21 protein-coding genes are annotated in these 23,185 nt (G+C 31.6%); 2 read left to right on the top strand and 19 right to left on the bottom strand.

Features of this window, described 5'->3' with window-relative positions:
* Nucleotides 1–32 precede the first annotated feature (32 nt).
* From gyrA to mapA, 3 genes are read right to left on the bottom strand one after another with little or no spacing between them, the layout of a single operon-like run.
* A complete protein-coding gene (gene gyrA / locus L8V77_RS06750) occupies nucleotides 33–2,618 on the bottom strand; it encodes a DNA gyrase subunit A (protein WP_263707268.1) in 2,586 nt (861 codons plus the stop codon).
* Nucleotides 2,619–2,654: 36 nt separating this feature from the next.
* Nucleotides 2,655–3,227: a ComF family protein gene (locus tag L8V77_RS06745; protein WP_263707267.1), complete on the bottom strand. Its 573-nt coding sequence runs from the start codon at nucleotides 3,225–3,227 to the stop codon at nucleotides 2,655–2,657.
* Nucleotides 3,224–3,871 (bottom strand): outer membrane lipoprotein MapA, encoded by a 648-nt coding sequence (gene mapA, locus L8V77_RS06740; protein WP_263707266.1) that lies wholly within the window; start codon nucleotides 3,869–3,871, stop codon nucleotides 3,224–3,226. The genes L8V77_RS06745 and mapA overlap by 4 nt, the downstream gene beginning before the upstream one ends.
* A gap of 206 nt (nucleotides 3,872–4,077) precedes the next feature.
* On the opposite strand from mapA, the gene L8V77_RS06735 reads away from it, so the two are divergent.
* Nucleotides 4,078–5,439 (top strand): DASS family sodium-coupled anion symporter, encoded by a 1,362-nt coding sequence (locus tag L8V77_RS06735; RefSeq protein ID WP_263707265.1) that lies wholly within the window; start codon nucleotides 4,078–4,080, stop codon nucleotides 5,437–5,439.
* 4 nt (nucleotides 5,440–5,443) lie between these two features.
* On the opposite strand, the gene L8V77_RS06730 is transcribed toward L8V77_RS06735, so the two are convergent.
* The 16 genes from L8V77_RS06730 to ileS all read right to left on the bottom strand — a co-directional run bounded on the left by L8V77_RS06730 (nucleotide 5,444) and on the right by ileS (nucleotide 21,977).
* Nucleotides 5,444–6,058, bottom strand: coding sequence for a thiamine phosphate synthase (locus L8V77_RS06730; RefSeq protein ID WP_263707264.1), 615 nt, complete (start codon nucleotides 6,056–6,058; stop codon nucleotides 5,444–5,446).
* A complete protein-coding gene (gene thiH / locus L8V77_RS06725) occupies nucleotides 6,048–7,181 on the bottom strand; it encodes a 2-iminoacetate synthase ThiH (RefSeq protein ID WP_263707263.1) in 1,134 nt (377 codons plus the stop codon). The genes L8V77_RS06730 and thiH overlap by 11 nt, the downstream gene beginning before the upstream one ends.
* Nucleotide 7,182: 1 nt before the next feature.
* Entirely contained in the window at nucleotides 7,183–7,941 is a 759-nt protein-coding gene (locus L8V77_RS06720) for a thiazole synthase (RefSeq protein ID WP_263707261.1), read from the bottom strand.
* Nucleotides 7,941–8,741, bottom strand: a complete 801-nt coding sequence (thiF, locus tag L8V77_RS06715) for a thiamine biosynthesis protein ThiF (RefSeq protein WP_263707260.1) — start codon at nucleotides 8,739–8,741, stop codon at nucleotides 7,941–7,943. The genes L8V77_RS06720 and thiF overlap by 1 nt, the downstream gene beginning before the upstream one ends.
* Nucleotides 8,738–8,929, bottom strand: coding sequence for a sulfur carrier protein ThiS (gene thiS, locus L8V77_RS06710; protein WP_066006795.1), 192 nt, complete (start codon nucleotides 8,927–8,929; stop codon nucleotides 8,738–8,740). Before thiS ends, thiF begins: the two co-directional genes overlap by 4 nt.
* Nucleotides 8,930–8,937: 8 nt before the next feature.
* Complete coding sequence (dapE, locus tag L8V77_RS06705) at nucleotides 8,938–10,038, bottom strand: succinyl-diaminopimelate desuccinylase (RefSeq protein WP_263664213.1); 1,101 nt, start codon at nucleotides 10,036–10,038, stop codon at nucleotides 8,938–8,940.
* Nucleotides 10,039–10,041: 3 nt separating this feature from the next.
* On the bottom strand, nucleotides 10,042–10,635 hold the full coding sequence (locus L8V77_RS06700) for a LysE family translocator (protein WP_263707258.1): 594 nt from the start codon (nucleotides 10,633–10,635) through the stop codon (nucleotides 10,042–10,044).
* The gene (locus tag L8V77_RS06695) at nucleotides 10,629–11,327 is read right to left on the bottom strand and encodes an SIR2 family NAD-dependent protein deacylase (protein ID WP_263707257.1); all 699 of its coding nucleotides are present in this window, start codon (nucleotides 11,325–11,327) and stop codon (nucleotides 10,629–10,631) included. The genes L8V77_RS06700 and L8V77_RS06695 overlap by 7 nt, the downstream gene beginning before the upstream one ends.
* 45 nt (nucleotides 11,328–11,372) lie before the next feature.
* A complete protein-coding gene (locus tag L8V77_RS06690; RefSeq protein ID WP_263707255.1) occupies nucleotides 11,373–13,571 on the bottom strand; it encodes an endonuclease MutS2 in 2,199 nt (732 codons plus the stop codon).
* On the bottom strand, nucleotides 13,571–13,918 hold the full coding sequence (locus L8V77_RS06685) for a hypothetical protein (RefSeq protein ID WP_214100544.1): 348 nt from the start codon (nucleotides 13,916–13,918) through the stop codon (nucleotides 13,571–13,573). Before L8V77_RS06685 ends, L8V77_RS06690 begins: the two co-directional genes overlap by 1 nt.
* The gene (murC, locus tag L8V77_RS06680; protein ID WP_263707253.1) at nucleotides 13,911–15,203 is read right to left on the bottom strand and encodes a UDP-N-acetylmuramate--L-alanine ligase; all 1,293 of its coding nucleotides are present in this window, start codon (nucleotides 15,201–15,203) and stop codon (nucleotides 13,911–13,913) included. The genes L8V77_RS06685 and murC overlap by 8 nt, the downstream gene beginning before the upstream one ends.
* A 128-nt stretch (nucleotides 15,204–15,331) precedes the next feature.
* Nucleotides 15,332–16,120, bottom strand: a complete 789-nt coding sequence (locus tag L8V77_RS06675) for a carbon-nitrogen hydrolase family protein (RefSeq protein WP_263707251.1) — start codon at nucleotides 16,118–16,120, stop codon at nucleotides 15,332–15,334.
* Nucleotides 16,113–16,286, bottom strand: coding sequence for an exodeoxyribonuclease VII small subunit (gene xseB, locus L8V77_RS06670; protein WP_263664220.1), 174 nt, complete (start codon nucleotides 16,284–16,286; stop codon nucleotides 16,113–16,115). The genes L8V77_RS06675 and xseB overlap by 8 nt, the downstream gene beginning before the upstream one ends.
* Entirely contained in the window at nucleotides 16,286–17,737 is a 1,452-nt protein-coding gene (gene guaB, locus L8V77_RS06665) for an IMP dehydrogenase (RefSeq protein WP_263664221.1), read from the bottom strand. The genes xseB and guaB overlap by 1 nt, the downstream gene beginning before the upstream one ends.
* 10 nt (nucleotides 17,738–17,747) lie before the next feature.
* Nucleotides 17,748–19,112: an Asp-tRNA(Asn)/Glu-tRNA(Gln) amidotransferase subunit GatA gene (gene gatA, locus L8V77_RS06660; RefSeq protein WP_263707249.1), complete on the bottom strand. Its 1,365-nt coding sequence runs from the start codon at nucleotides 19,110–19,112 to the stop codon at nucleotides 17,748–17,750.
* Nucleotides 19,113–19,211: 99 nt separating this feature from the next.
* Entirely contained in the window at nucleotides 19,212–21,977 is a 2,766-nt protein-coding gene (gene ileS, locus L8V77_RS06655; RefSeq protein ID WP_263707248.1) for an isoleucine--tRNA ligase, read from the bottom strand.
* Nucleotides 21,978–22,077: 100 nt separating this feature from the next.
* Between ileS and L8V77_RS06650 the strand changes: the two genes are divergently transcribed.
* Entirely contained in the window at nucleotides 22,078–23,169 is a 1,092-nt protein-coding gene (locus L8V77_RS06650) for a CinA family protein (protein ID WP_263707246.1), read from the top strand.
* Nucleotides 23,170–23,185 lie beyond the last annotated feature (16 nt).

Raw genomic sequence — 23,185 nt, 5'->3', positions numbered from 1 at the left:
TTTAAGATAGCAAAAAGCATTCCAGAATTTTACTATTCTAAATTTAAATCCATATTAGTTTCAGCATCTAATTCCTCATCTTCTTCTTTAGGACATTTAGCAATGCTTACCACTTCATCATTTTCCACATTAACAACAATTACACCACTTGTGTTTCTACCTGCTTTTCTAATACTTTGCATATCAACGCGTATCATCTTACCACTGCTTGTTAATGCCATTAAATCCATACTTTCATCGACTATGACTATTCCGATTAAATCTTTTGTTTTAGCAGTAAGTTTCATGCATATTACACCCTTACCACCTCTACTTTGAAGTCTATATTCACCTGCATCAGTACGCTTACCTATACCTTTTGCGCTTACGCTTAAGATTTCTTGAGCGTCATTTTCTATAACAACAGCACCCACAACTTCATCATCTTTTTCTTTAAATTTAATCGCAGTCACCCCTCTACTTACGCGGCCAATCTCTCTAACTTTAGCAAGTGGGAATTTAATACACATACCTTTTTTAGTAACTGCAAAAAGCATTTTACCACTAACAATTTCAAGCTCTTCGCTATTTTCATTTGTTTCAATTTCCAGATTATCTTCTGCTTCTAAGTTTTCGTCTGTATTTATATTTACAATTTCATTTTCATCCCTTGCTACGATAATTGCAGTAACAAGTTCATCATTTTCATCTAGATTAATCGCTTTTACACCCACGCTTCTAATGTTTTGATATTCACTTAAATTTGTGCGTTTTACGATACCATTTTTAGTAAAGAAACACAATGATTTGCTCTCATCAAAATCAGTGGTTGGAATAATTGCCATGATTTTTTCATCTGCTTGTAGATTAATGAGATTAACCACAGCTTTGCCTTTAGCAGTTCTACTTCCTTCAGGAATTTTATAAACCTTAAGCCAATAAAGCTGTCCACGATCAGTAACAAACATCAAGGTATCATGTGTATTTGCCGTAAAGAAACTTTCTATAAAATCATCATCATAAGTTGTAACTGCGACCTTACCTTTACCACCGCGTTTTTGTTTTTCATATTGCTTACTTGGAACACGCTTAATATAGCCACGATGAGTGATAGTAACTACCATATTTTCATTTGGTATTAAATCTTCTATATCAATATCATCATAGTCATCTTCAATTTGAGTAATTCTTGGTACATCAAATTTTGTTCTGATTTCTTTCAACTCATCTTTGATTAAATTTTCAAGCAAAATTTCGCTTTTTAAAATTTGATCAAGCCTCTCTATTTCTGCTAATAATTCTCTTAATTCATTATCGATTTTTTCTCTTTCAAGTCCTGTTAAACGACCTAATTTCATATCTAAAATCGCATTAGATTGAAGCTCGCTTAAGCCAAATTTTTGCATTAATAAATTTTTAGCCGTTGGATTATCAGGAGAGTTTTTAATCAAAGCTATCACTTCATCAATATTATCTAGTGCAATTTTTAAACCTTCTAAAATATGCGCTCTAGCTCTAGCTTTTTGCAGCTCATAAATAGTTCTTCTAATAATTACAGTTTTTCTATGATTTAAGAATAAATTTAAAAGTTCAATTAAAGAAAAAACTTTTGGTTCTTTATTATGTATAGCAAGCATAATCACACCAAAAGTGCTTTCCATAGTGGTAGATTTAAAAAGATTATTTAACACAATCTCGCTCATAGCATCGCGTTTTAACTCAATTACTACGCGAATTCCTTCTCTATCACTCTCATCTCTAACTTCAGCAATGCCTTCGATTTGTTTTTCTTTAGCAAGTTCAGCAATTTGCTCTATCAATCTTGCTTTATTGGTTTGATAAGGAAGTTCATCTATTACAATAATATCTTTATTAGCTCTTTTTTCAATATGGGTTTTTGCTCTTACTTTTACCCTACCACGACCTGTGCGGTAAGCTTCTATAATACCCTTTTTACCAAAGATAATACCACCGGTTGGAAAATCAGGGCCTTTGATAAATTGCATTATTTCTTCTAAGCTTGCATTTTTATTATCAATTAAATAAAGCAAACCATCAATAAGCTCATTTAAGCTATGCGGAGGAATATTAGTAGCCATACCTACTGCAATACCACTTGAACCATTAAGTAATAAATTTGGCACCCTAGCAGGTAAAACATCAGGCTCACTCATAGAATCATCATAATTTGGTATAAAATCAACTGTATCTTTTTCTATATCACGCAAAAGTTCTTCAGCTAAAATCGTCATCCTAGCTTCAGTATAACGCATCGCAGCAGCACCATCACCGTCAATAGAACCAAAGTTTCCTTGCCCATCTACGCTTGGATAACGCATAGAAAAATCTTGTGCCATTCTCACTAAAGCATCATATACAGCTGTATCACCATGTGGATGGTATTTACCGATAACATCACCCACTATACGCGCTGATTTTTTATACGCACTACGACTTCCAACACCTAAATCATTCATAGCATATAAAATTCTTCTATGAACAGGTTTAAGCCCATCTCTAGCATCAGGTAAAGCACGGCCTATAATAACACTCATAGAATAATCTAAATAACTACTCTTTATAGAACTTTCTATATCTATATTTTCAATATCTGAATCTTTAGTAAAAATATTTTCCATAAAAATCCTTAAAATTAATCTTTATATTTTAGCAGATTATTCTTTTGCATTAGCTAAAACTAAAGCAAAAAGTACTTCGATATTATTTTTTTCTAAAAGCTCTCTTGCTTCAAGCAAACTTAATCCCGTAGTTACAACATCATCTACTAAAATCACAGGATAATTTGGACGCTTTAAAAGCTTATAAGATCTTTTATTATCTTTACGAAATTGCAAACTTTTTCCACTATATTTAAATTCTGAATTAGCTTGCAAAGCATGATACATAGGTTTTATAAATTGAGTTTTTAAATGTTTGGTTAAAATAGCAGTATGAGAGTAGTTTTTATATGTTTTATCATCCAAGGCTATGGCATTAATTTTACAAGAGGGTTGAAAAAAATCTTTAAATTTAGCAAAACTTAATTTTGCAAGCGCATTTAAAACAAAATATCCTTGAAATTTGTGTTTAAAATAAATTAGATGTTTAATTCGTTCATATTGATAAAAATAATAAACCTTAAAACCTTTATCAAGTTCTCTTATACCTAAAGAATATTCTAAAAGCTCTTCCTTGCAAGCTGGACAAAAGCTCGCAAAGGAAAATCCATGGCAACTAAAACACCTCACAAAGAGCTGATAATATCTGCAGATTTATTAGCTACTTGCTTTATAAGAAGCTGAGTGAAGAAAGGCAGATCTTTAATATTATAAAAACCTTTAACTTCTTGTTTAGTTTTAATGTTAATAGTTTTATTAGTGTTAATATCTTTTAATATTAACTGACTAGCAATAATTGAAAATAAAGAATTAGAATCAAATTTAGAATAAAAATCATTAAAACTTAAATCTACTCTTAAAACATAAGGAGAATCTTGTGTATTTTCAACCACTACTATACCTCTATTTTCTAATTCTTCTTTTAAAAACACATAAAAATAGTAGTTAAAATTTTCATTAATATAATAATTATTTGCATTAGAAGAAGAATATTTCAAATTCTCATTTAAATCATACACTCTATGAATATAAACTTTTTTCAAAGAAGCACTTTTATCAATTGTTCTTTTATTTGTACAATACTTAAGTCCTACATCACTAATATACACAAGACCTTTAATTTTTGCTTCATATGCTTTAGAATCAGAAGGATTATAACACTGTGCTTGGATTCTTATAACTTCATTAACCTTAGCTACACCTTGATTTTTAGGGTTTATAGCACAAGCGCCAAAAAACAAAGCTAAAATACATACGAATATTTTTTTAAACATTATCTTTCCTTAAAAGCAATCATCTTTTTGATTAAGATGATTTTTAATCAGCAAAAATTATACCAAAAACAAATGAATTTTACTAAAAATTACTTTTTTTCACACAAAAATAATTTTGTAAAAAAAAATTATATAAAAATTAATATTTAAAAGAAAATTCATTTAGAATATGTTACAAAACTACAATATTTTAAAGGAGTTGTTAAATGAGTTCAAACACAAAAACACTTATAGTTATTGCTGATTTAGTGTTGTTTATCGCTTTGCTTTATTTCTCCCCTTTTGGCGAAACTAAGGTAAACCAAGGATTATCCCTGTTGATCTTTATCGCTATATTGTGGCTTAGCGAAGCTTTGCATGTTACTATTACAGCTATTTTAGTACCTGTTTTAGCAGCCATCTTAGGATTATTACCTACTGCTAAGGCTTTAACAGGCTTTGCTGATTCTAATATCTTTTTATTTTTTGGTGGTTTTGCTCTAGCAGCAGCCATGCATCATCAAAAACTAGATAAGCTAATTGCGCATAAAATTTTAACCCTGGCAAAAGGACATTTAGGTTTATCAAGTTTATATATTTTTATCACTACTGCATTTTTATCTATGTGGATGAGCAATACTGCAACCGCAGCCATGATGCTTCCGCTTGCTATAGGTATGCTAGCTTCGCTTGATCCACAAAAAGATAGAAATACTTATGTTTTCATTCTTTTAGGTATAGCTTTTAGTGCAAGTATAGGTGGTATAGGCACTATAGTGGGAACTCCGCCAAATGCTATTGTTGCTACTCAATTACACATTAGTTTTGCACAGTGGTTAAAATATGGTATTCCTATTGTTTTAATCTTTTTACCTGCAATGATTTTGATTTTGTATTTTATGTTTAAACCAAGATTTAATCTACAAGTTGATTTACACACTGAAAATATAGAGCTTACAAGACCTAGAATCATCACTTTAATAATCTTTTTAGTAGTTGCACTATCTTGGATTTTTAGTGGCAATATAGGTCCTATCATCACAAGTATTTTTGGACATAAAATAGCAAATCTTGATGCGATTATTGCTTTATTAGCTGCTGTTTTAGTATGTGCATTTAAAGTAATTGATTGGAAAAATATACAAAAAAATACTGATTGGGGCGTGTTAATGCTCTTTGGTGGAGGTATTACTCTAAGTGTAGTGTTAAAGGATTCAGGTGCTAGCAAGGTTATGGCTGATACCATTATTTCATTTATAGAAAATGGACATTTATTTGTTATAGGCTTAATCATAGCATTTTTTATAGTATTTTTAACAGAATTTACCTCAAATACTGCTTCAGCAGCCTTGCTTGTGCCTTTGTTTATCTCTATAGCAGATACTTTAGGTGTTCCTGCTTTAGGACTTGCTTTAATTATTGCTATTGGCGCTTCTTGTGCTTTCATGCTACCAGTTGCTACACCACCAAATGCTATAGTTTTTGGTACTGGCCATATCAAACAACAAGAAATGGTAAGAGTAGGAATTATACTAAATATATTCTGTTCAATTAGCCTTGCAATAATTGCATATTTCTTCTGGTTATAATCTTTTAGTCCTTTTGGACTAAAAGATCTTTACATCTTAAAATATATTTTTTTACATTTTCACTTTTATACAAAGCTTCTCTTATACACACACCTGCTAAATTTAAATCTTTTAAGTGTTTTATAGTTTGAGTATTTATGCCACCTATGGCATAAATGGGTATTTTTGAAACTTCTAACAAATCTTTTAAATTCTTAATACCTTTTGGAGCTAAATCAGCCTTACAAGAACTTTTAAATACATGCCCAAAAAAAGCATGATTTACTTTAAGTTTATAAGCTAAATCCAATTCTTCTTTAGAATGGATGGAAGTACCCAAAAGCTCAAATTTTTTATAGCTTTGTAGGTAATTTTGTAAAACAAATAAAGGAGCATGAAAAAATTGATGATTTAATTTTAAACAAACTTCATAATGATAATGCAAAAAGCAAATCTTTTGAGTTTTATTAAAAATTTTTAATACTTCTTTGGCTAATTTAGCGTATTCTAACTCATCTAAATGTTTTTCTCTAAGCACCAAAGCATCAATACTACTTTGACTTAGTTTTTCAATAAAATTTAAAAAATCTCCTTGGGTATTTTGACTATCGCTAATAGCAATGACTTTTTTATCCCACATAAATACTATCGCTCATTATAGCTTGTAAATTTGCATTTTTTAACATAGCTAAAACCTCATCAACACTACGCATATCACTAATTTGAAACTGATCATCACCTTTTTTATCACCTTGATGCTCACCCACTCCAACACTCACACCTGCACTCATTTTAGTAGCTCCAAGTTTAATAACCCCATCTCTAAATCCTGCTCTTTCACGCGTAGAAATCGTAATACTTGCAAAAGGTAAAAACAATCTATAGGCACATAAAACTTGCAAAAGTCTTGTTTCACTTACATCTTTTGGATGAATTTTTTTATTATTGATAATAGGTCTTAGTCTAGGGATAGACAAAGCTATTTCAGCATGAGGGTATTTTTGCTGTAAAAAATACGCATGTAAAGCCGTGGCAAAAGCATCTTTTCTAAAATCATCTATACCAAGTAAAGCTCCAAAAGCAACCCCTCTCATACCCGCTTTTAACGCTCGCTCCTGCGCATGAAAACGATACTCAAATACACTTTTTTCACCTTCAATATGAATTTTAGAATAAGTTTTTTGATTGTAAGTTTCTTGATAAACACTTACATATTCACAACCCTTTTCATGAAGCAGTGCATACTCATCTACATTCATAGGATAAACTTCAATCCCAACGACCTTAAAATACTCTTTTGCTATCTCACAAGCTTTGGCAAGATATTCCACGCTAGCATACTCCCTGCCCTCACCTGTTAAGAGTAAAATTTCTTCCAAACCACTTTTTTTAATCTCTTGCATTTCTTTGTGAATTTCAGCCTCATTTAGCTTAGCTCTTTTAATGTTATTTCCTTTTTGAAACCCACAATAAGTGCATTTGCTATTGCAAAAATTAGAAAGATATAAAGGTGTAAAAAGCAAAATGGAATTTCCAAAATATTTTTGAGTAATCTTGCTTGATTTTTGCGCTAAATCTTCTATAAAATCTTCTGCTGTGCTTGAAAGCAAGGCTTTTAAATCTTCTAAGTTAAGATAATCTTTAGCTAAAGCTTGTTTTACATCAAAAGCGCTAAATTTACTTTCATCAAAATTTTCAACTTCTTTTAAAACCTTAGTTAAAATTTCACTTTCAATACTTTGCATATGAGGATATTTTTGCATTTTAATCTCTTAAAAAACCACTCAAAGGCGAGCTTGCACTTGGCGTGCTTTCATTTGCTATGCCTGCTAAATACGCATTACATCCTGCTTCTATAGCCAAAGCAAAAGCCTTTGCCATTTTTGCTACATCTTTAGCTTGAGCTATGGCTGTATTTGCCATCACTGCACTTACTCCCATTTGCATGGCTTCACAAGCTTGTGCGGGATTTCCTATGCCTGCATCAACTATAATAGGCAAACTAATTTCATTAAGTAAAATTTGTATAAATTCTTTAGTTTTTAAGCCTTTATTGCTTCCTATGGGAGCTCCAAGAGGCATTATAGCAGCAGCTCCTGCATTAGCCATAGTACGTGCTGCATATAAATCAGGATACATATAAACTAAAGGTGTAAAACCCTCATTTGCTAAAAGTTCTACTGCTTTTATACTTTCATAATTATCCGGTAATAAATATTTACTATCGCTAATTACTTCAACCTTAATCATATCTCCACAACCAAGCTCTCTTGCAAGTCTTGCTATACGCAATGCCTCATTGGCATTTCTTGCACCTGAAGTATTTGGTAAAAGCTTAATATGCTTTGGGATAAAATCAAGTATATTTTCTATGCCTTTATCATTTACCCTACGCAAAGCTAAGGTGATAATCTCAACTTTTGCTTCTTCAATAGCTGATCTTATAAGCTCAAAAGAAAATTTCCCAGAACCTAAAATAAACCTAGAATTAAACTCATATTTTCCTATTTTTAATTTTTCCATTACTCGCTCACTAAAAGTTCTAAAACTAAATTTGCTTGATGTCCTGCACAAATATTTACACGCGGTGCCATAAGTCCATTGCCTACTTTTGCCTCGTTTTTTAAATCACCACAAACATAAAAGTTTTTTGCGATTTTTCTTGTTTGTATGCTATTACTATCTCCATATCCTGCTAAGCCAGAAGCACAAATTAATGTTTTCTGAGGATAGTGTTGGTGAAAATTTTGCGCTAAAAGAGCTTTATATTTTGCACTATCAAAGGCTTCACAAACTAAATCATCATTTGTAAAAAGTTCGGCTATATTTTCTTTTTCTATTTTTAAAACTTGTGCAAATACTTCTATAAAAGGATTAATTTTAGCGATTTGATCTTTTAAAGCTTCAGCCTTAAATTTACCCAAATCTTCCACCATATAAGCTTGGCGGTTAAGATTGCTTGGCTCCACCACATCAAAATCAATCAAATGAAGCCTACCAACCCCACTTCTTGCTAAATTTATAGCTATATGCGATCCAAGCCCACCAAGCCCACACACTGCTACACTTGCCTTTTTGAGTTTATCATGAAGCTTTGGAGTATGTCTTGCTCTCATCATAGCATCAAGAGCTTCATATGGTGGTAAAGTATTTTTTTCTATACAAAAAAGTTCATCATTTTCTTTTAGCTCCAAACTTTCTTTTGTCGCAAAACCATTGATTATCCATACATCATTTTCATTTTTACTCACACTTTGAAAAAATTCCAAAGTGTTTTTAAAATGCGTGTCTATCATACTACCATTAAATTTAATTCTCATCAACCACCACCTACAAAAGTAACAATCTCTACTTTATCATTTTCTTTTAAAATTAGATTTTCAAATTTATCCCTTGGGATAATTTCTCCGTTTAATTCTAAGGCGATAAATTCTATTTTTAATTGCTTTTCTTTAACATAATCCATAAATCTAAGCTCTTTTAACTCAAGCTTTTGTCCATTGATAATCACGTTTTTTCCTAGTTAAAATTCTCTAATAAATCTTTAAAAACTAAATACAATTTTTCAAGTTCTTCTATACTCACTCTCTCATCAATGGCATGAATTCTATCATTACACACGCCAAATTCTACTACCTTCACACCAAACTCAGCAAAATATCTTGCATCACTTGTGCCACCTTTGGTGTTAAGTTCTGGTACTATTTGGGTGATTTTTTGTACGCTCTCATTTAGTTTTTGTACGATTTTAGAGTCACTTTGTGTTAAAAAAGGCTTTGAGCTTTGATTTATGCTTAATTCATAATCAAGTCCTTCACAAGTCTTTTCTACATAAGCTTTTACATCTTCTAAGCTAGTTTGTGGAGAATTTCTTACATTAAACATCAATTTTAAATCATTTGGAGTTACATTGCACACTTCCATACCACCACGTATATCAGTAATAACAATTTTAGATGGTGCAAATATCTCATCACCTGGATCAAGATCAAATCCTGCTAAAAATTTCAAAGCAGAAGCAAAATTATGCACAGGATTAATGCATTTTTGCGGGTATGCTACATGACCTTGCTTGCCTTTGATAAGTAATTTTGCATTGATAGAACCACGACGCCCTATTTTAATACTATCTCCAAATTTTTTATCACAAGTTGGCTCAGCAACCACAGCAAAATCAGGTAGCATATCTTTTTCTTGCATAAATTTAAGCACTTCAAGCGTGCCAAATTTAGCCTCGCCTTCTTCATCACTTGTTAAAATCAGCGAAATTCTTCCTTTGAAATTTTCCACTTCCTTAACCGCACACATAAAAGCAGCCACACCACTTTTCATATCTTGCGCGCCTCTTACATAAATAAACCCATCTTTTTCTAAAGGCTCAAAAGGATCACTACTCCAACCCTCTCCCGCAGGCACTACATCCACATGCCCACCAAAAGCCAAATGTTCCCCATCATCGCTAAATTTTTTAGTCAGCAAAAGATTTTTCACACCTTCTTTTTCTATAAAAAAAGCTTCAAAATCACTTAACTCCACTGCGATATAATTTAATGCTCCATCATCATCTGGAGTGATGGATTTAAATTTACTTAATTCTTTAAAAATTTCAACTACTTGCATGTTTTATCCTATAAAAGCTTTATACAGCATAGAAAGAGCAAAATACTCTAAAATAAATGCTGAAAAAAGATTGATATAAAATATATGTTTATTTCTTACAAGGGCTTTAAATTTAGACACAAAAAACGATAGAGTAAAAATCCAAAATACAATAAAACCCACCAAACCAAAAAGCAAAGCAAAAGAGTTTTTACTCTGCATACTAAGCCCTGCTACACTCACCCAAAAGCCTATAACATAAGGATTTGTAACATTTAAGAAAAATCCTTTACTAAAACCTTTTAAAAGATGTGTTTTATTTACCTTGTTAAGATCGACTTTTCTTGTTTTTCTTAGCATTAAAAATACCATAAAACTCAAAAAGAAAAAGCCAAAAACTGCTAGTATTTTATAAAAAAATTCATTATTTGCAAAGCTTAAAAGCCCAAGATTAATCAAAATCAAAAAAAGTATATCAGCACTTAAAGCACCAAGTCCAACACAAAAAGCATTTTTAAAAGAAGATAAAGCAGTATTTAAGATCAAAATATTCACAGGCCCAAAAGGCACAGACACACCCATACCTAAAATTATGCCTTGTAAGATTACTTCTAGCATTTTGCTTCCAAGAAATTTTCTATATCGATTTTGATTTTATCAATAGCCGCGCAAACATCTTCTATATAAACTTTTGTGAAATTACTTTCTAAATATTTATCCTCATCAAGATTATTTAATATACTTTGCTTACATACTCTTGCATACTCTCCCACGGGTAAAACCTGCCCACTTGTGCCTATACATACAAATAAATCACAATTTTGTAATTTTTCATATAAAATTTTATAATTTGGCGCCATTTCTTCAAACATCACGATATTGTGCCTTACACTTTTGCTTTGACATTTAGGACAAATTTTATCATCACTACTTTCATAGCCTATGTTAAAAATATTTTCACACTCTAAACACCTAAGTTCAGGTAAAAAACCGTGCAAATGTACCACTTCTTCACAACCTGCTCGCTCTAATAAATCATCTACATTTTGCGTTAAAATACTAATTTGTTTTGGAAATTTTTGTTTTAATAAAGCGATGATTTTATGTGCGTGATTTGGCTTAACACTAGCTAGTTCTTTTCTTCTTTTATTATAAAATTCCAAAACTTTTTTAGTATTTTTTCTAAAGCCAGTTGCTGAGCAAACTTCCATTACATCATGCTCTTCCCAAAGCCCACCATTAGCTCTAAAAGTTTTTATACCACTTGGAGCGGATAAACCTGCTCCACTTAAAATCACCACTTGTTTCATTTAATAAACCTCATTATTGTTTTAAAGGTTTTACTATAATTTTACTTAAAGCTTAACCACCTTAGCGCCAAAACCACCTTGATTAATTGGTGCGTCATTAAAGCTTTTTACACTTTTGTGAGCTTTTAAAAACTCTTTTACCGCAAAAGCTAGTTTTCCTGTGCCTATACCATGATAAACTATCACCTCATCAAAACCTACTATCAAAGCATCAGAGATAAATTTATCTAATCTTTCAAGCGCCTCATCACTTCTTAAGCCGTGTAAATCTAAAGTCATATTTAAAGCACTTGGGCGGGTTACATTAACACTTGATTTTACCTTTTGTGTAGGGGTTTGATTGCTTTTTTTAAGAAGCTTTAAAGGCACACGCAAACTTAAACCATCGCTTTGAATCATCGCATCATTTTTTGAAATAGCTGTGATTTTACCTTTGATTTTTTCATATTTTACAAAATCCCCAACTCTAAGTTCTTCATTTTGCTCCATACTTGGCAAAACAATGCTTTTTTTAAGTTCATTGGCTTTGTTTAAACTTCTTTGTTTTTCTTTGATATCTTTTAGATTTATTGTTTTTTTAGCTTCTTCTATGGCTTTGTGATATTTAAACTCTAAATTAGAAACAAGCTTTTTAAATTCTTGCTCATTTTTTTCTTTTTGATCTTTGAGTGAAAGCAAAATTTCATCTACCTTAGCTTCTTTTTTCTCAAGTTCTTCATTTTTCTTGCGTAAAGAAAGTTCAAGATTGATATTTTTACTTACCATTTCTTCTAAATTTTCTTTATCTTCTCCATAAAGCTTTTTAGCATTTTGCACTAAATTTGCACTTATGCCATATCTTAAAGCCGTTTCAAATGCATAAGATTTACCTATGGTACCTTTTAAAAACTCATATTTTGGGCGTGATAGTTCCTCATCATACAAAGCGGCGATGAGTTCTACTTGTGAATTTTTAGCCAAAAGCATAGCAAGGCGTTTATGATGGGTTGTGATGATGATTTTATTATCTTGTTCTAAAAGCTTAGAAATAAGCTCAGTATATAGACACGCTGCTTCTTCAAAATCTGTCCCAAGCTCTATCTCATCAACCCCTAATAAAACATTTTTCTTACCTAAAAGCTTAGAAAAATGCAACATTCTTCCTGCAAAGGTAGAAATATCGTTTTTTACATTTTGTGGATCTTCTAAAATCGCGTCAAATTCTTTGAAATTGCCTATTTGACTTTTTTGTGCATTAATTCTCATAGGAAGTAAATGCTTTGCAAGTAAAGCTGCACTTAAAATTCCTTTTAAAAGCATAGACTTACCACCTGCATTTACACCTGTGATGATTAAAACTTTTTTATTAAACTCTATATTAACACTTTTTGCATTTTTTAAAGCCGGATGTGCAAAGTTATATAAACTTAAATTATTAGAACTATCAGCTAAAACAAACTCATAATCATGTTTTTTAGCCATCAAAACTCTAGCGCTATAATGATCAAATAAATCAAAAGCATTATTGATAAATTTCAAAAACATCAAATTTTTATAAAAAGTCAAGCTAATTTTTTTAGCATACTCATAAAAAATTTCTTCTTTAGCATCTTTGATTTCATCAATTTGACTTTGAATTTTTTCTACGCTTAAAGGCACCACATAAAATCCGCCACCACTACTTCTACCTATGATTTTTGCTTTTAAGACATGATTAAACCCACCGCGTAAAAGCAAGGTTTCCATACCATTGATAAGATGAATTTGCGTATCAATTAAATAAGCACTAAGATTTTTAGTATAGGTGAGTTTTTTAAACTCAGCCACCAAGCTTTCTTTTTTTATTTTTAGAGCTAAATTTAAATTAACAAGTCTTTCATCAACACTTTCTTTAATCTCACCCTTTTCATCAAAATACTCAAAAAGTTCTAAAATAGCCTGTGGAATTTCTATTTTTAAAAGCCATTCTTTTAAGCTTTCTTCAAATTTTAAGCCCTTTAAGTAACTAAAATACATACAGATTTTAATAAATTCAAAGCTTTGGCTTAAATGTAAAATTCCTTGCTTGCTAAGATGAGTTAAAGCACTATTTAACTCTTCTATCATAGGTGGAGGATTAAAATCAATCAGCGAAAGCTCATTAATCCTTTTATAATGAAGCTTGCTATCACCTTGTAAAAAAATTTCTTTATCTCTTGCAAAAAGTCCTCTAAAGTCTTCTATATAGCCATCTAAATCTAGCTTTTTAAAAAATTGCCCTTGCATTATTTATCTACCTTGCAATCTTTTATATCAAAAACATAGGCTTTAAATTGTTTATTTTTGCCATTTGAAATAAAACTTTGTGTTCCATGCTCGAAGTTAAAATACTCTTTGGTGACATTAATATCTTTACAAATTAGACTTTGTCCTTGTAAAAACGCATTGAGTGTTTCTTTTTTTAAAACCCCACTTCTTGTGGCACTTAACTCAAATTTAATCGCAAAAGCAATCATTAAAATCAACACTAAAATCAAAAGATAATTACTAATCTTACCTATTTTTTTACGCAAAAAAATGAAAAAAAGTAAAATCGCAAAAAAAGCTAAGATATATAAAAAAATCTTAAACATACTTTCCCCTGAGCTTTATGCTAATATCTCCCGCACCAAAGCCTATTACCAAACCATTTTCAATCAACTCATCATCAAGATAAATAGCATTTTCTTCTCTTTTGATTTCTTTTATAAATTTAGCCTTTGGAAAGTATTTTTGCATATTAATCTCTATTTTAGTTTCCCCTGCTGCATACACAGGTAAAATATAAAGCTCATCAACATTTGCTAAAACTTCACTAAAATACTCTATATTTGCACTTAAACGCGTATAACGATGAGGCTCAAAAATAGCTATGATTTTTTCATATCCAGCTAGCCTTGCATACTCATTTGCTGCTTTAAGTGTGGTTTTGATTTCTGTTGGATGATGTCCATAATCATCAATCAAAGCCATGTTTTCATTTGCAAATAAAATATCAAATCTTTTTTTAATCCCTTGATATTTTAAAAGCTTAGTTTTTAGCTCTTCTATATTTATAAATTCACTCGCAGCCAAAATAGCTAAAGCAGCGTCCATCGCTACATGCTCACCCATACCAAAAACACTAAATTCACCTAAATCTTTAAGTGTAAAATAAGTTTTTGGCTTAAAATTTTCTACTTTCATATAAATATTTGTGATATCTTTGTTTGGGTAAAGTTTTTTAGCGTTATTTAAATTTAAACTTGATAAAAACTCATCTTCAGCATTAATCACTTGAATTTTAGACAAATGCAAAAAGTCTTCATAAGCTTTATGCAATCTTGCAAGATCATTTCCATAATGATCTAAATGTTCTGCTTCAACATTAGTCACTATAGCTAAATAAGGATTTGAGTTTAAAAAAGAACTATCACTCTCATCAGCTTCAAAGATGAGATTTTCACTTTCTTTATAAAGCATATTAGTGCCACTTTCTTTTAACACTGCGCCAATAATCACAGAAGCTTCTATCAAGCTTGCTAAAATGCTTGAAGTTGTACTTTTGCCATGAGCTCCCGCAACTGCAAAAACTCTTTTGTCTTTTAAAATCATAGGCAAGGCTTCTTTTCTTGAAAGTGTTGTGATGTTTTGCTTTTTTGCGCTAGTTAATTCTTCATTATCTTCTTTAATAGCAGCTGAATACACCACTAAATCCACATCTTTAACATTGTCTTTATGATGAGGAATTTTTATATTTATGCCTTCTTTTTCTAATTCTTTTGTGATTTTACTGTCTTTGATATCAGAACCACTAATCTTAAAGCCTTGTTCTTTTAAAAATCTCGCCAAAGCCGAAATTCCAATACCACCTATACCTATAAAATGAATTTTTTGCATTCTTGCCTCAAATTTTTTGAAAATTTAAGGCAAAATTTTATCATTTATTTACTAAAAATAAAATATAAAAAGCCCTTAAAGATAAAATCTACTCATTGTTTTTACTTTTGAAAAAACTAAAATAAATTTTATTCTTCGTAATTTTTTATAAGTTTATCAAAGCCCCATAAATTTCTAGCTTCATTTGCTTTATTAACTTCTACCACAAGCATTTCTTCTTGATCGCCAAGTTGCTCTTGCACCTCTCCAAAAGCATTGATAAAAAAGCTATCTCCATAAAATTTCCAATCATTTTCTTGCTTTGGGCTACCTATGCGATTAACCCTTAAAACGCTTGTTGAGTTTAAAAAGGCTCTTGTTTTTAAAAGTTCTAGCCATCTTTGATTACTTTCAAAGGTGCTAGCTGTAGGAATGATGACTAAGTCTATCTTTTTTTTCATAATCATTTGCCAAAAGATATCAAAATGCGCCTCAAAGCCAAAAAGCAAAGCGCATTTTAAACCCTCATGTGTAAAAGTAAAAAGTTTAAGTTTATCAGTTTTTTTATTATTAAAAAATTTTTCTTCATTCCAGTGTGCATAAGGCATTAAAATTTGTTGCTCATACGCTTTTACATTTTGTGGGCTTACTTTTAAGCATAGTTTTTTTAAGCCATCATTTTCTACACTTATGAACGGTGCAATGATGTTTAAATCATATTTTTTAGAAAGTTTTATCAAGCTTGCTTTTTTACTTTGGCTTTGTTCTTTAATCATACTTTTTGGCATGCTCTTAAGCTCACTAAAAAAGCTATTTAAAACATACTCACCTAAAACCACCAAATTCGCACCACTTTCCTTAGCAACTTTTAGATAATAATCAAGCCTTGATTCGCTCAAAGCCAAAGTTGGAAATTGCAAAGCTACAACGCTACTCATCTACTTGCTCGATTTCTAATTTAGCGTTTTCAAGCATAGTTCTTGCTTGCTTGATACTTTTTAAACCTTCTTTATAAATTTCTACGCAAGTTTTAAGGTCTAAATCTTTATCATTAAGTTTTTCCAAAGAAAGCTCAGCTTGTTTGATATAATCTTCAAATTCCATTAATTACTTACCTTGTAATTTGGTGCTTCAGCTGTGATAGTTACATCATGCACATGGCTTTCTTTTAATCCTGCTGCGGTGATTTCTACAAATTCAGCTCTTTCTTGGAAAGCTTTGATATCTACTGCACCTACATAACCCATAGAAGATCTAAGTCCACCTAAAAGTTGATGAACTACACTTTTTATACTTCCTACATAAGGTACCCTACCTTCAATACCTTCAGGCACAAGTTTATCTTGAGCCGTACCTTCTTGGAAATATCTATCAGAACTTCCTTTTTGCATAGCACCTAAGCTTCCCATACCACGATAACTCTTATATTGTCTTCCTTGATAAGTAAATAACTCACCTGGACTCTCATCTGTTCCTGCTAAAAGTGAACCTATCATCACACTACTTGCACCTGCTGCAATAGCTTTTGCAATATCACCTGAGTATTTTATACCCCCATCAGCGATTACTGGCACGCCGTATTTACTTGCTTCTATCGCACATTCATCTATAGCTGAAATTTGAGGCACACCCACACCTGAAACAATGCGTGTAGTACAAATACTTCCAGGCCCTATACCTATCTTAACAGCGTCCGCGCCTGCTTCACATAAATCTTTAACCGCTTTTGCACTAGCAACATTTCCTACTATCACATCTACATTAAACTCAGCCTTAATTGCTTTTAATGTATCAATAATACCTTTAGAATGCCCATGCGCACTATCCATTACTATAACATCAACTTCAGCTTCCACTAAAGCCTTTACGCGATCAAGCTGACCCACACCCACAGCCGCAGCTACTCTTAATCTTCCATAGGCATCTTTATTTGAATTTGGATATTCTTTACGTTTTTTTAAATCTTTTATAGTAATCAAACCTTCTAAACGATTATTTTCATCTACGATTGGAAGTTTTTCTACTTTATTAGTAGAGAAAATCCTTTCTGCATCATCTAAAGTAGAGCCTTTTTTAGCAGTGATTAAAGGCATTTTTGTCATTACATTTTCTACTAAATTATCAAAATTAGTTTCAAATCTCAAATCACGATTAGTTAAAATTCCTATTAGGGTTTTATTTTCATCTACCACAGGAACTCCTGAAATTCTATATTCAGCCATGAGTTCTAGCGCTTCTTTAACGCTTGCTTTAGCCCCTATGTAAATAGGATCCATAATCACGCCACTTTCGCTTTTTTTAACTCTTTTTATCTCTCTAACTTGTGAAGCTATATCCATATTTTTATGGATCACCCCTATACCACCAAGTCTTGCCATCATAATAGCTGCTCTATGCTCAGTAACCGTATCCATAGCAGCTGAAATTAAAGGCATATTTAAGGTAATATTTTTTGTAAGTTTTGTTTTGATATCTACTTCTTTAGGCAAAACCTCAGAATATTGAGGAACTAGTAAAACATCTTCAAAAGTCAAAGCGCGTTTGATGATTTTCATAATTTTTCCTTTATTTATTTTTAATAATTTCTTCTAAGCTTAAAGCACCATCTAGCAAAGTTTGTTCATCGTAAGCTTTACAGATAAGCTGCGCAGAGATATTAAGTCCATTTTCATTTTTTCCTACTGGCACGCTAATGCCACCAAGTCCTGCTAAATTCACTGAAATAGTAAATACATCTTCTAAATACATTTGAATAGGGGTTTTAACATCATTAAAGCCAAAAGCAACACTTGGAGCAACTGGCATAAAAATCAAATCACAATCATTTAAAATTTCTTCATATTTTTGCTTGATAAATCTTCTAGCTTTTTGTGCTTTGATATAGTATGCATCATAATACCCACTACTTAAAACAAAGGTTCCTAGTAAAATTCTTCTTTTTACTTCTTCTCCAAAGCCCTCACTTCTACTATTTACATACATTTGGCTAAGATTGTCACATTTTTCGCTTCTTCTACCATATCTTACACCATCATAACGGCTTAAATTTGCACTTGCTTCAGCCGCTGCTATGATATAATAAGCCGCAACATCAAATGTAGAATCCATTAAGTCTTTATAAACAATCTCATGGCCACTTGCTTTTAACATATCTATGGTTTTTAATAAGGCTTGTTTTACATCATCATTAGTTTGCTCTACATAGTTTTTAATCACAGCTATTTTTAGCTTTTTATTTGCATTTAGTTTTAGCGCAGTTGGTTCAAAAGCTATGTTTGCACTTGTGCTATCTTTTTCATCATAACCTGCAATAGCATCATACAAAATCGCAGCATCTTCAACATTTTGCGTTAAAACTCCTATTTGATCAAGACTTGAAGAATACGCTGCTAAACCATACCTACTAACTCTTCCATAACTTGGCTTAAACCCAACACAACCACAAAAAGCAGCAGGTTGCCTTACTGAACCACCCGTATCTGAGCCCAAACTTGCTAAAGCTATCCCTGCAGCAACCGCAGCAGCACTCCCCCCACTACTTCCACCTGGAACTTTAGTATTATCAAGTGGGTTTAAAGTCTTACCATAAAAAGAAGTTGCACTTGTACTTCCCATAGCAAACTCATCCATATTACATCTTCCAAATGGAGCAAAATTATTTTTACGTAAATTTACAATAGCACTTGCATCATAAGGAGCCACATAGCCTTGTAAAATTTTAGAACTACAAGTTAATTCCCAATCTTTTACGCTAATATTATCTTTTATAGCTACTGGCACACCAGCACCTGAAGTGCTTAAGTCTTTATTTAAAAACTGCTCTACATAAGCACCCAAATGCTTTTGCTGATGTGCTTTTTCATTTAATTCTTTTTTTAGATTTTCTAATTCTTCATTTGAAAATTTCAAAGCTTCTTTTAAAGTTACCATTATTTATCCTTAAATTTTTTAACCAAATAAAACAAAAAAAGCGTGATAAATAAAAAGCCTAATAAAGTAATCACTACCACGCTAAAAGGTAAAGCTTGCTCAAACATTTTTTGCTTTTTCCACGCTATTACATCTTGGACATAAGCATTCTTCTTCTTTTGCTAAAAACTTCCAACATCTTGGACACTTGTGTAATGAAGAACGCACGATTTTAAAACTATGATCATCTATTTTAAACTCACTCAAAGCTTCTTTTTCATCTAAGCTTTCTACCAAGCTCACCATAAACCAATCAGCTACTTCTTCAATATCTTCACTCAAAAGCTCATTTGCGCTTGTTTGTAAGCTTAGTTCTAAAGTTGATTTGATAATTTTATCTTTTTTTAATACATCAACAAGTTCAAAGAATTTTTCTCTTGATTTTATAAATAATTCATCCTCGATTTTATACTCATAATCAAAGCCATTTTTTAACACCAAATCAAACACATCTTTAGCATTTTCTTTAATAGCCACATTTGCATGCTCTAAAGCTTCATCTATAGTATAAGTTAAGCTTGGAGCTAAAAGCGTAAAAAGCTTTCTAGCTATTAGCACCATAGCACTTTGCGCACTTACTCTCTTTGTGTCATCTTTTGCATTACAATATAATCTATCTTTACACACATCTAAATAAATTCCACTTAAATCCGCACTTAAGAAATTTAAAAGCACACTAAAGCCCTTTGCAAATTCATATTTTTCAAAAGCAGCTTCACATGCTTCAAAAGCAACTTTTGCACGCATTAAAATCCACTTATCTAAAAGTGTGAAATTTTTTGTTTCTAAAAATTCCATATCATTAGTATTTGCAAGTAAAAATCTTATAGTATTTCTTATCTTTCTATATTGCTCGCTTACTTGTTTTAAGATATTATCTGAAATTTTTAAGTCCGTTGAATAATCACTAAGCATTATCCAAAGTCTTAAAATTTCTACCCCATAATTTTTAGCTACATTTTGAGGTAAAACCACATTGCCTTTTGATTTACTCATTTTTTGACCTTTCTCATCAACGGTAAAGCCATGAGTAAGTATGTTTTTATATGGGGTTTTGTGATTAATCGCAGTGGAAATTAAAAGTGAGCTTTGAAACCATCCACGGTGCTGATCGCTTCCTTCAAGATACATTGAAGCTTGGTATTCTCCCGCATCGTATCTAGCTGAGTTTAACACTGCCTCCCAAGTACTACCACTATCAAACCAAACATCTAAAATATCATAAACTTTTTCTAAATTATTTGGATCATATTTGCTATTTGGCGGTAATAAATCTTTTATTTCTAAATCCCACCACGCATCAGCTCCATTTGCTTCAAAAATTCCCACCAAATGATCTAAAACATCATCATCAAAAATCACTTCTTTGGTGCTTTTATCTCTAAAAAATGCGATAGGCACACCCCAATCTCTTTGTCTTGATATACACCAATCAGGACGATTTTCTATCATAGAACTAAGTCTTTTTACCCCACTTTCTGGGTAAAATTTCACATTATTTAACTGCTCTAGCGCTAGCTCTCTTAAAGATTTTCCATCTAATTTTTTCTCATCCATTAAAATAAACCATTGTTTTGTAGCTCTATAAATAACTGGTTTATGTGTTCTCCAACAAAATGGATAAGAGTGTGTAAATTTAGAACTTTCAAGCAAAGCTTCGCCAAGTAGTTCTAAAATACGCTCATTTGCTTTAAAAATATGAAGTCCTATAAACTCATTTAATAAATGCTCTGGCAAAAGCCCTTTAGCTCTTAGCGTTTCATCATAACACCCACCATCATCTACTGGCATAATCACCTCAATACCATATTTTAAGCACACATAATAATCATCCTCACCATGTCCTGGTGCAGTATGTACAAGCCCTGTTCCACCTTCCATTAAAACATGATCGCCTAAAATAAGAGTGGATTTTCTTTGATTGAGTGGATTAATAGCACTTAAATTTTCAAATTCAACACCCAAAAGTTCTTTTTGAATTTTTCCTTGAGTGAAGTTTTTATTGATCATATTTTCAAGCAAGGCTTTAGCAAAAATATAACCTTCTTCAGTGATAACATATTTTTCATTTGGATTTAAAGATATAGCTTGATTTGCCGGTAAAGTCCAAGGTGTGGTAGTCCAAATTACCGCTTTTGCTTTTTCAACTCCTAATTTTTCAACCGAAGTTTTATCAAGCTCAAATGCTACAAAAATAGAATAATCTTCTTTATCTTCATACTCTACTTCAGCTTCTGCTAGCGCACTCTTAGCAGCCCAGCTCCAAAAAACAGGCTTGCTTCTTTCTAACAAAAGTCCTTTTTTAGCGATTTTACATAAAGCTTTGTAAATATCTGCTTCAAAAGCATTTTTCATAGTCAAGTATGGCTCATCCCAATCAGCAATCACACCCAAAGACTTAAATTCATCTCTTTGGATATTTACAAATTCTCTCGCATGCTCTCTACAAAACTCACGAATTTCTTTTTTGCTTAAACTTTGCTTTTTATCTTTAAGTTTAACTTCAACTTGCTGTTCTATCGGTAAACCATGGCAATCCCAACCCGGAGTAAAACGCACTTTTTTACCTTGAAAATAATGCATTTTTATAATGATATCTTTTAAAATTTTATTTAAAGCATGGCCAATATGCAAATGTCCATTAGCATAAGGAGGGCCATCATGTAGAGTAAAACTCTCACTTACCCCTTGTCTTTTTTGTTTCATTTTCTCATAAGCATAGTTGTTTTCAAACCACTTGCTAAAACGCTTAGGCTCAAGCTCTGCTAAATTTGCACGCATTGCAAAAGTCGTATTTGGAAGCAATAGCGTATCTTTATAATCCATATAATCCACCTTGAAAAATTTAAAAATAGTAAATTCTACTTAAAATACTTTTAATTTGCACTTATTTTTTTGTTATAATCGCAAGAAAAAAAGGAAAATCATGAAACATCTTATCATCATTATAGGTAGTGAAATCATCATTAATGAAAATTATATGCATTATATACAAGAAGAATACAAAAAACAGTTTTTAGAACTTCATGAGCTAAAATTTATAAACAAACCTGACAAAGAACTTCCTTTTTTACTTGAAAAACTTTCTAAAGAATATGATTATATAACCATTTTTAGCATTAGTGAATACTATGCAACCATAGCTAAAATCATAGCAACCTTAAATGATGATGTTTTAATCTTAGAAAATGATACTTTAGTACCCTCAAAAGCTTTGCGTGAAAAAAATTCCTTTTTAAGCTCTTTTGAAAAATGCTATATTAATTTATTAAACATAAATATAGAGCAAAAATTGCCTTTAATTTTACAAAATCCTGAACTTGATTATGCCTATTTTTGTCTTTTAGATATAGATGAAATGAGTGCAAATATCTTACTTAGCACACTTACTACTTCTTTTGAAATTCAAACTAGCTCAAGTGCATTGTTAGATAATCTCATTTGTGTTAGAGCAAGCACTAGTCAGTATGGAAAACTAGAAGGCTTTTTAAAGGGAGTTTTTAAACTTTTTACGGGCAAAGTATTTTTAGGGAACGATCCTATTAAATTTATAGCTAAAAAACTTTTAGAAAAAAACTTAAAAATTTCCTTTGCAGAAAGTTGCACCGCAGGACTTTGTGCTTCAAAATTTGCTGAAAATTCAGGAATTTCTAGTGTATTTGAAGGCTCCTTGGTGACTTATTCTAACCGTTTGAAAAATTCTTGGCTTGGGGTGAGCAATGATACCTTAGAAAGTGTTGGGGAATACTCTGATCGTTGTATTTATTTTATGTTAAAAGGGGTTTTTAAAACCACAAATTGTGATTTTGCCTTAGCGCTTAGTGGGGTAGCTGGAGAAGAGAATGATAAAAATACCAAAGCAGGTACCATCTACATAGGAGCTATGTATAAAGATGGAACATTTTTACAAGAATGCATTCACATACAAGGCAATAGAAACTACACAAGAGAACAAGCTAGTTTGGCTGCATATTGTTTAATGCTTAGATTAAAACCTGAAATTTTCTTTGGGGTTTAATTGTAAAAGTGGTGTA

Source organism: Campylobacter sp. IFREMER_LSEM_CL2127 (genome assembly GCF_025771745.1).
Lineage (GTDB): Bacteria > Campylobacterota > Campylobacteria > Campylobacterales > Campylobacteraceae > Campylobacter_D.
Note: the sequence above shows the minus strand (reverse complement) of the source record. Positions and strands in the feature narration are given on the sequence as shown.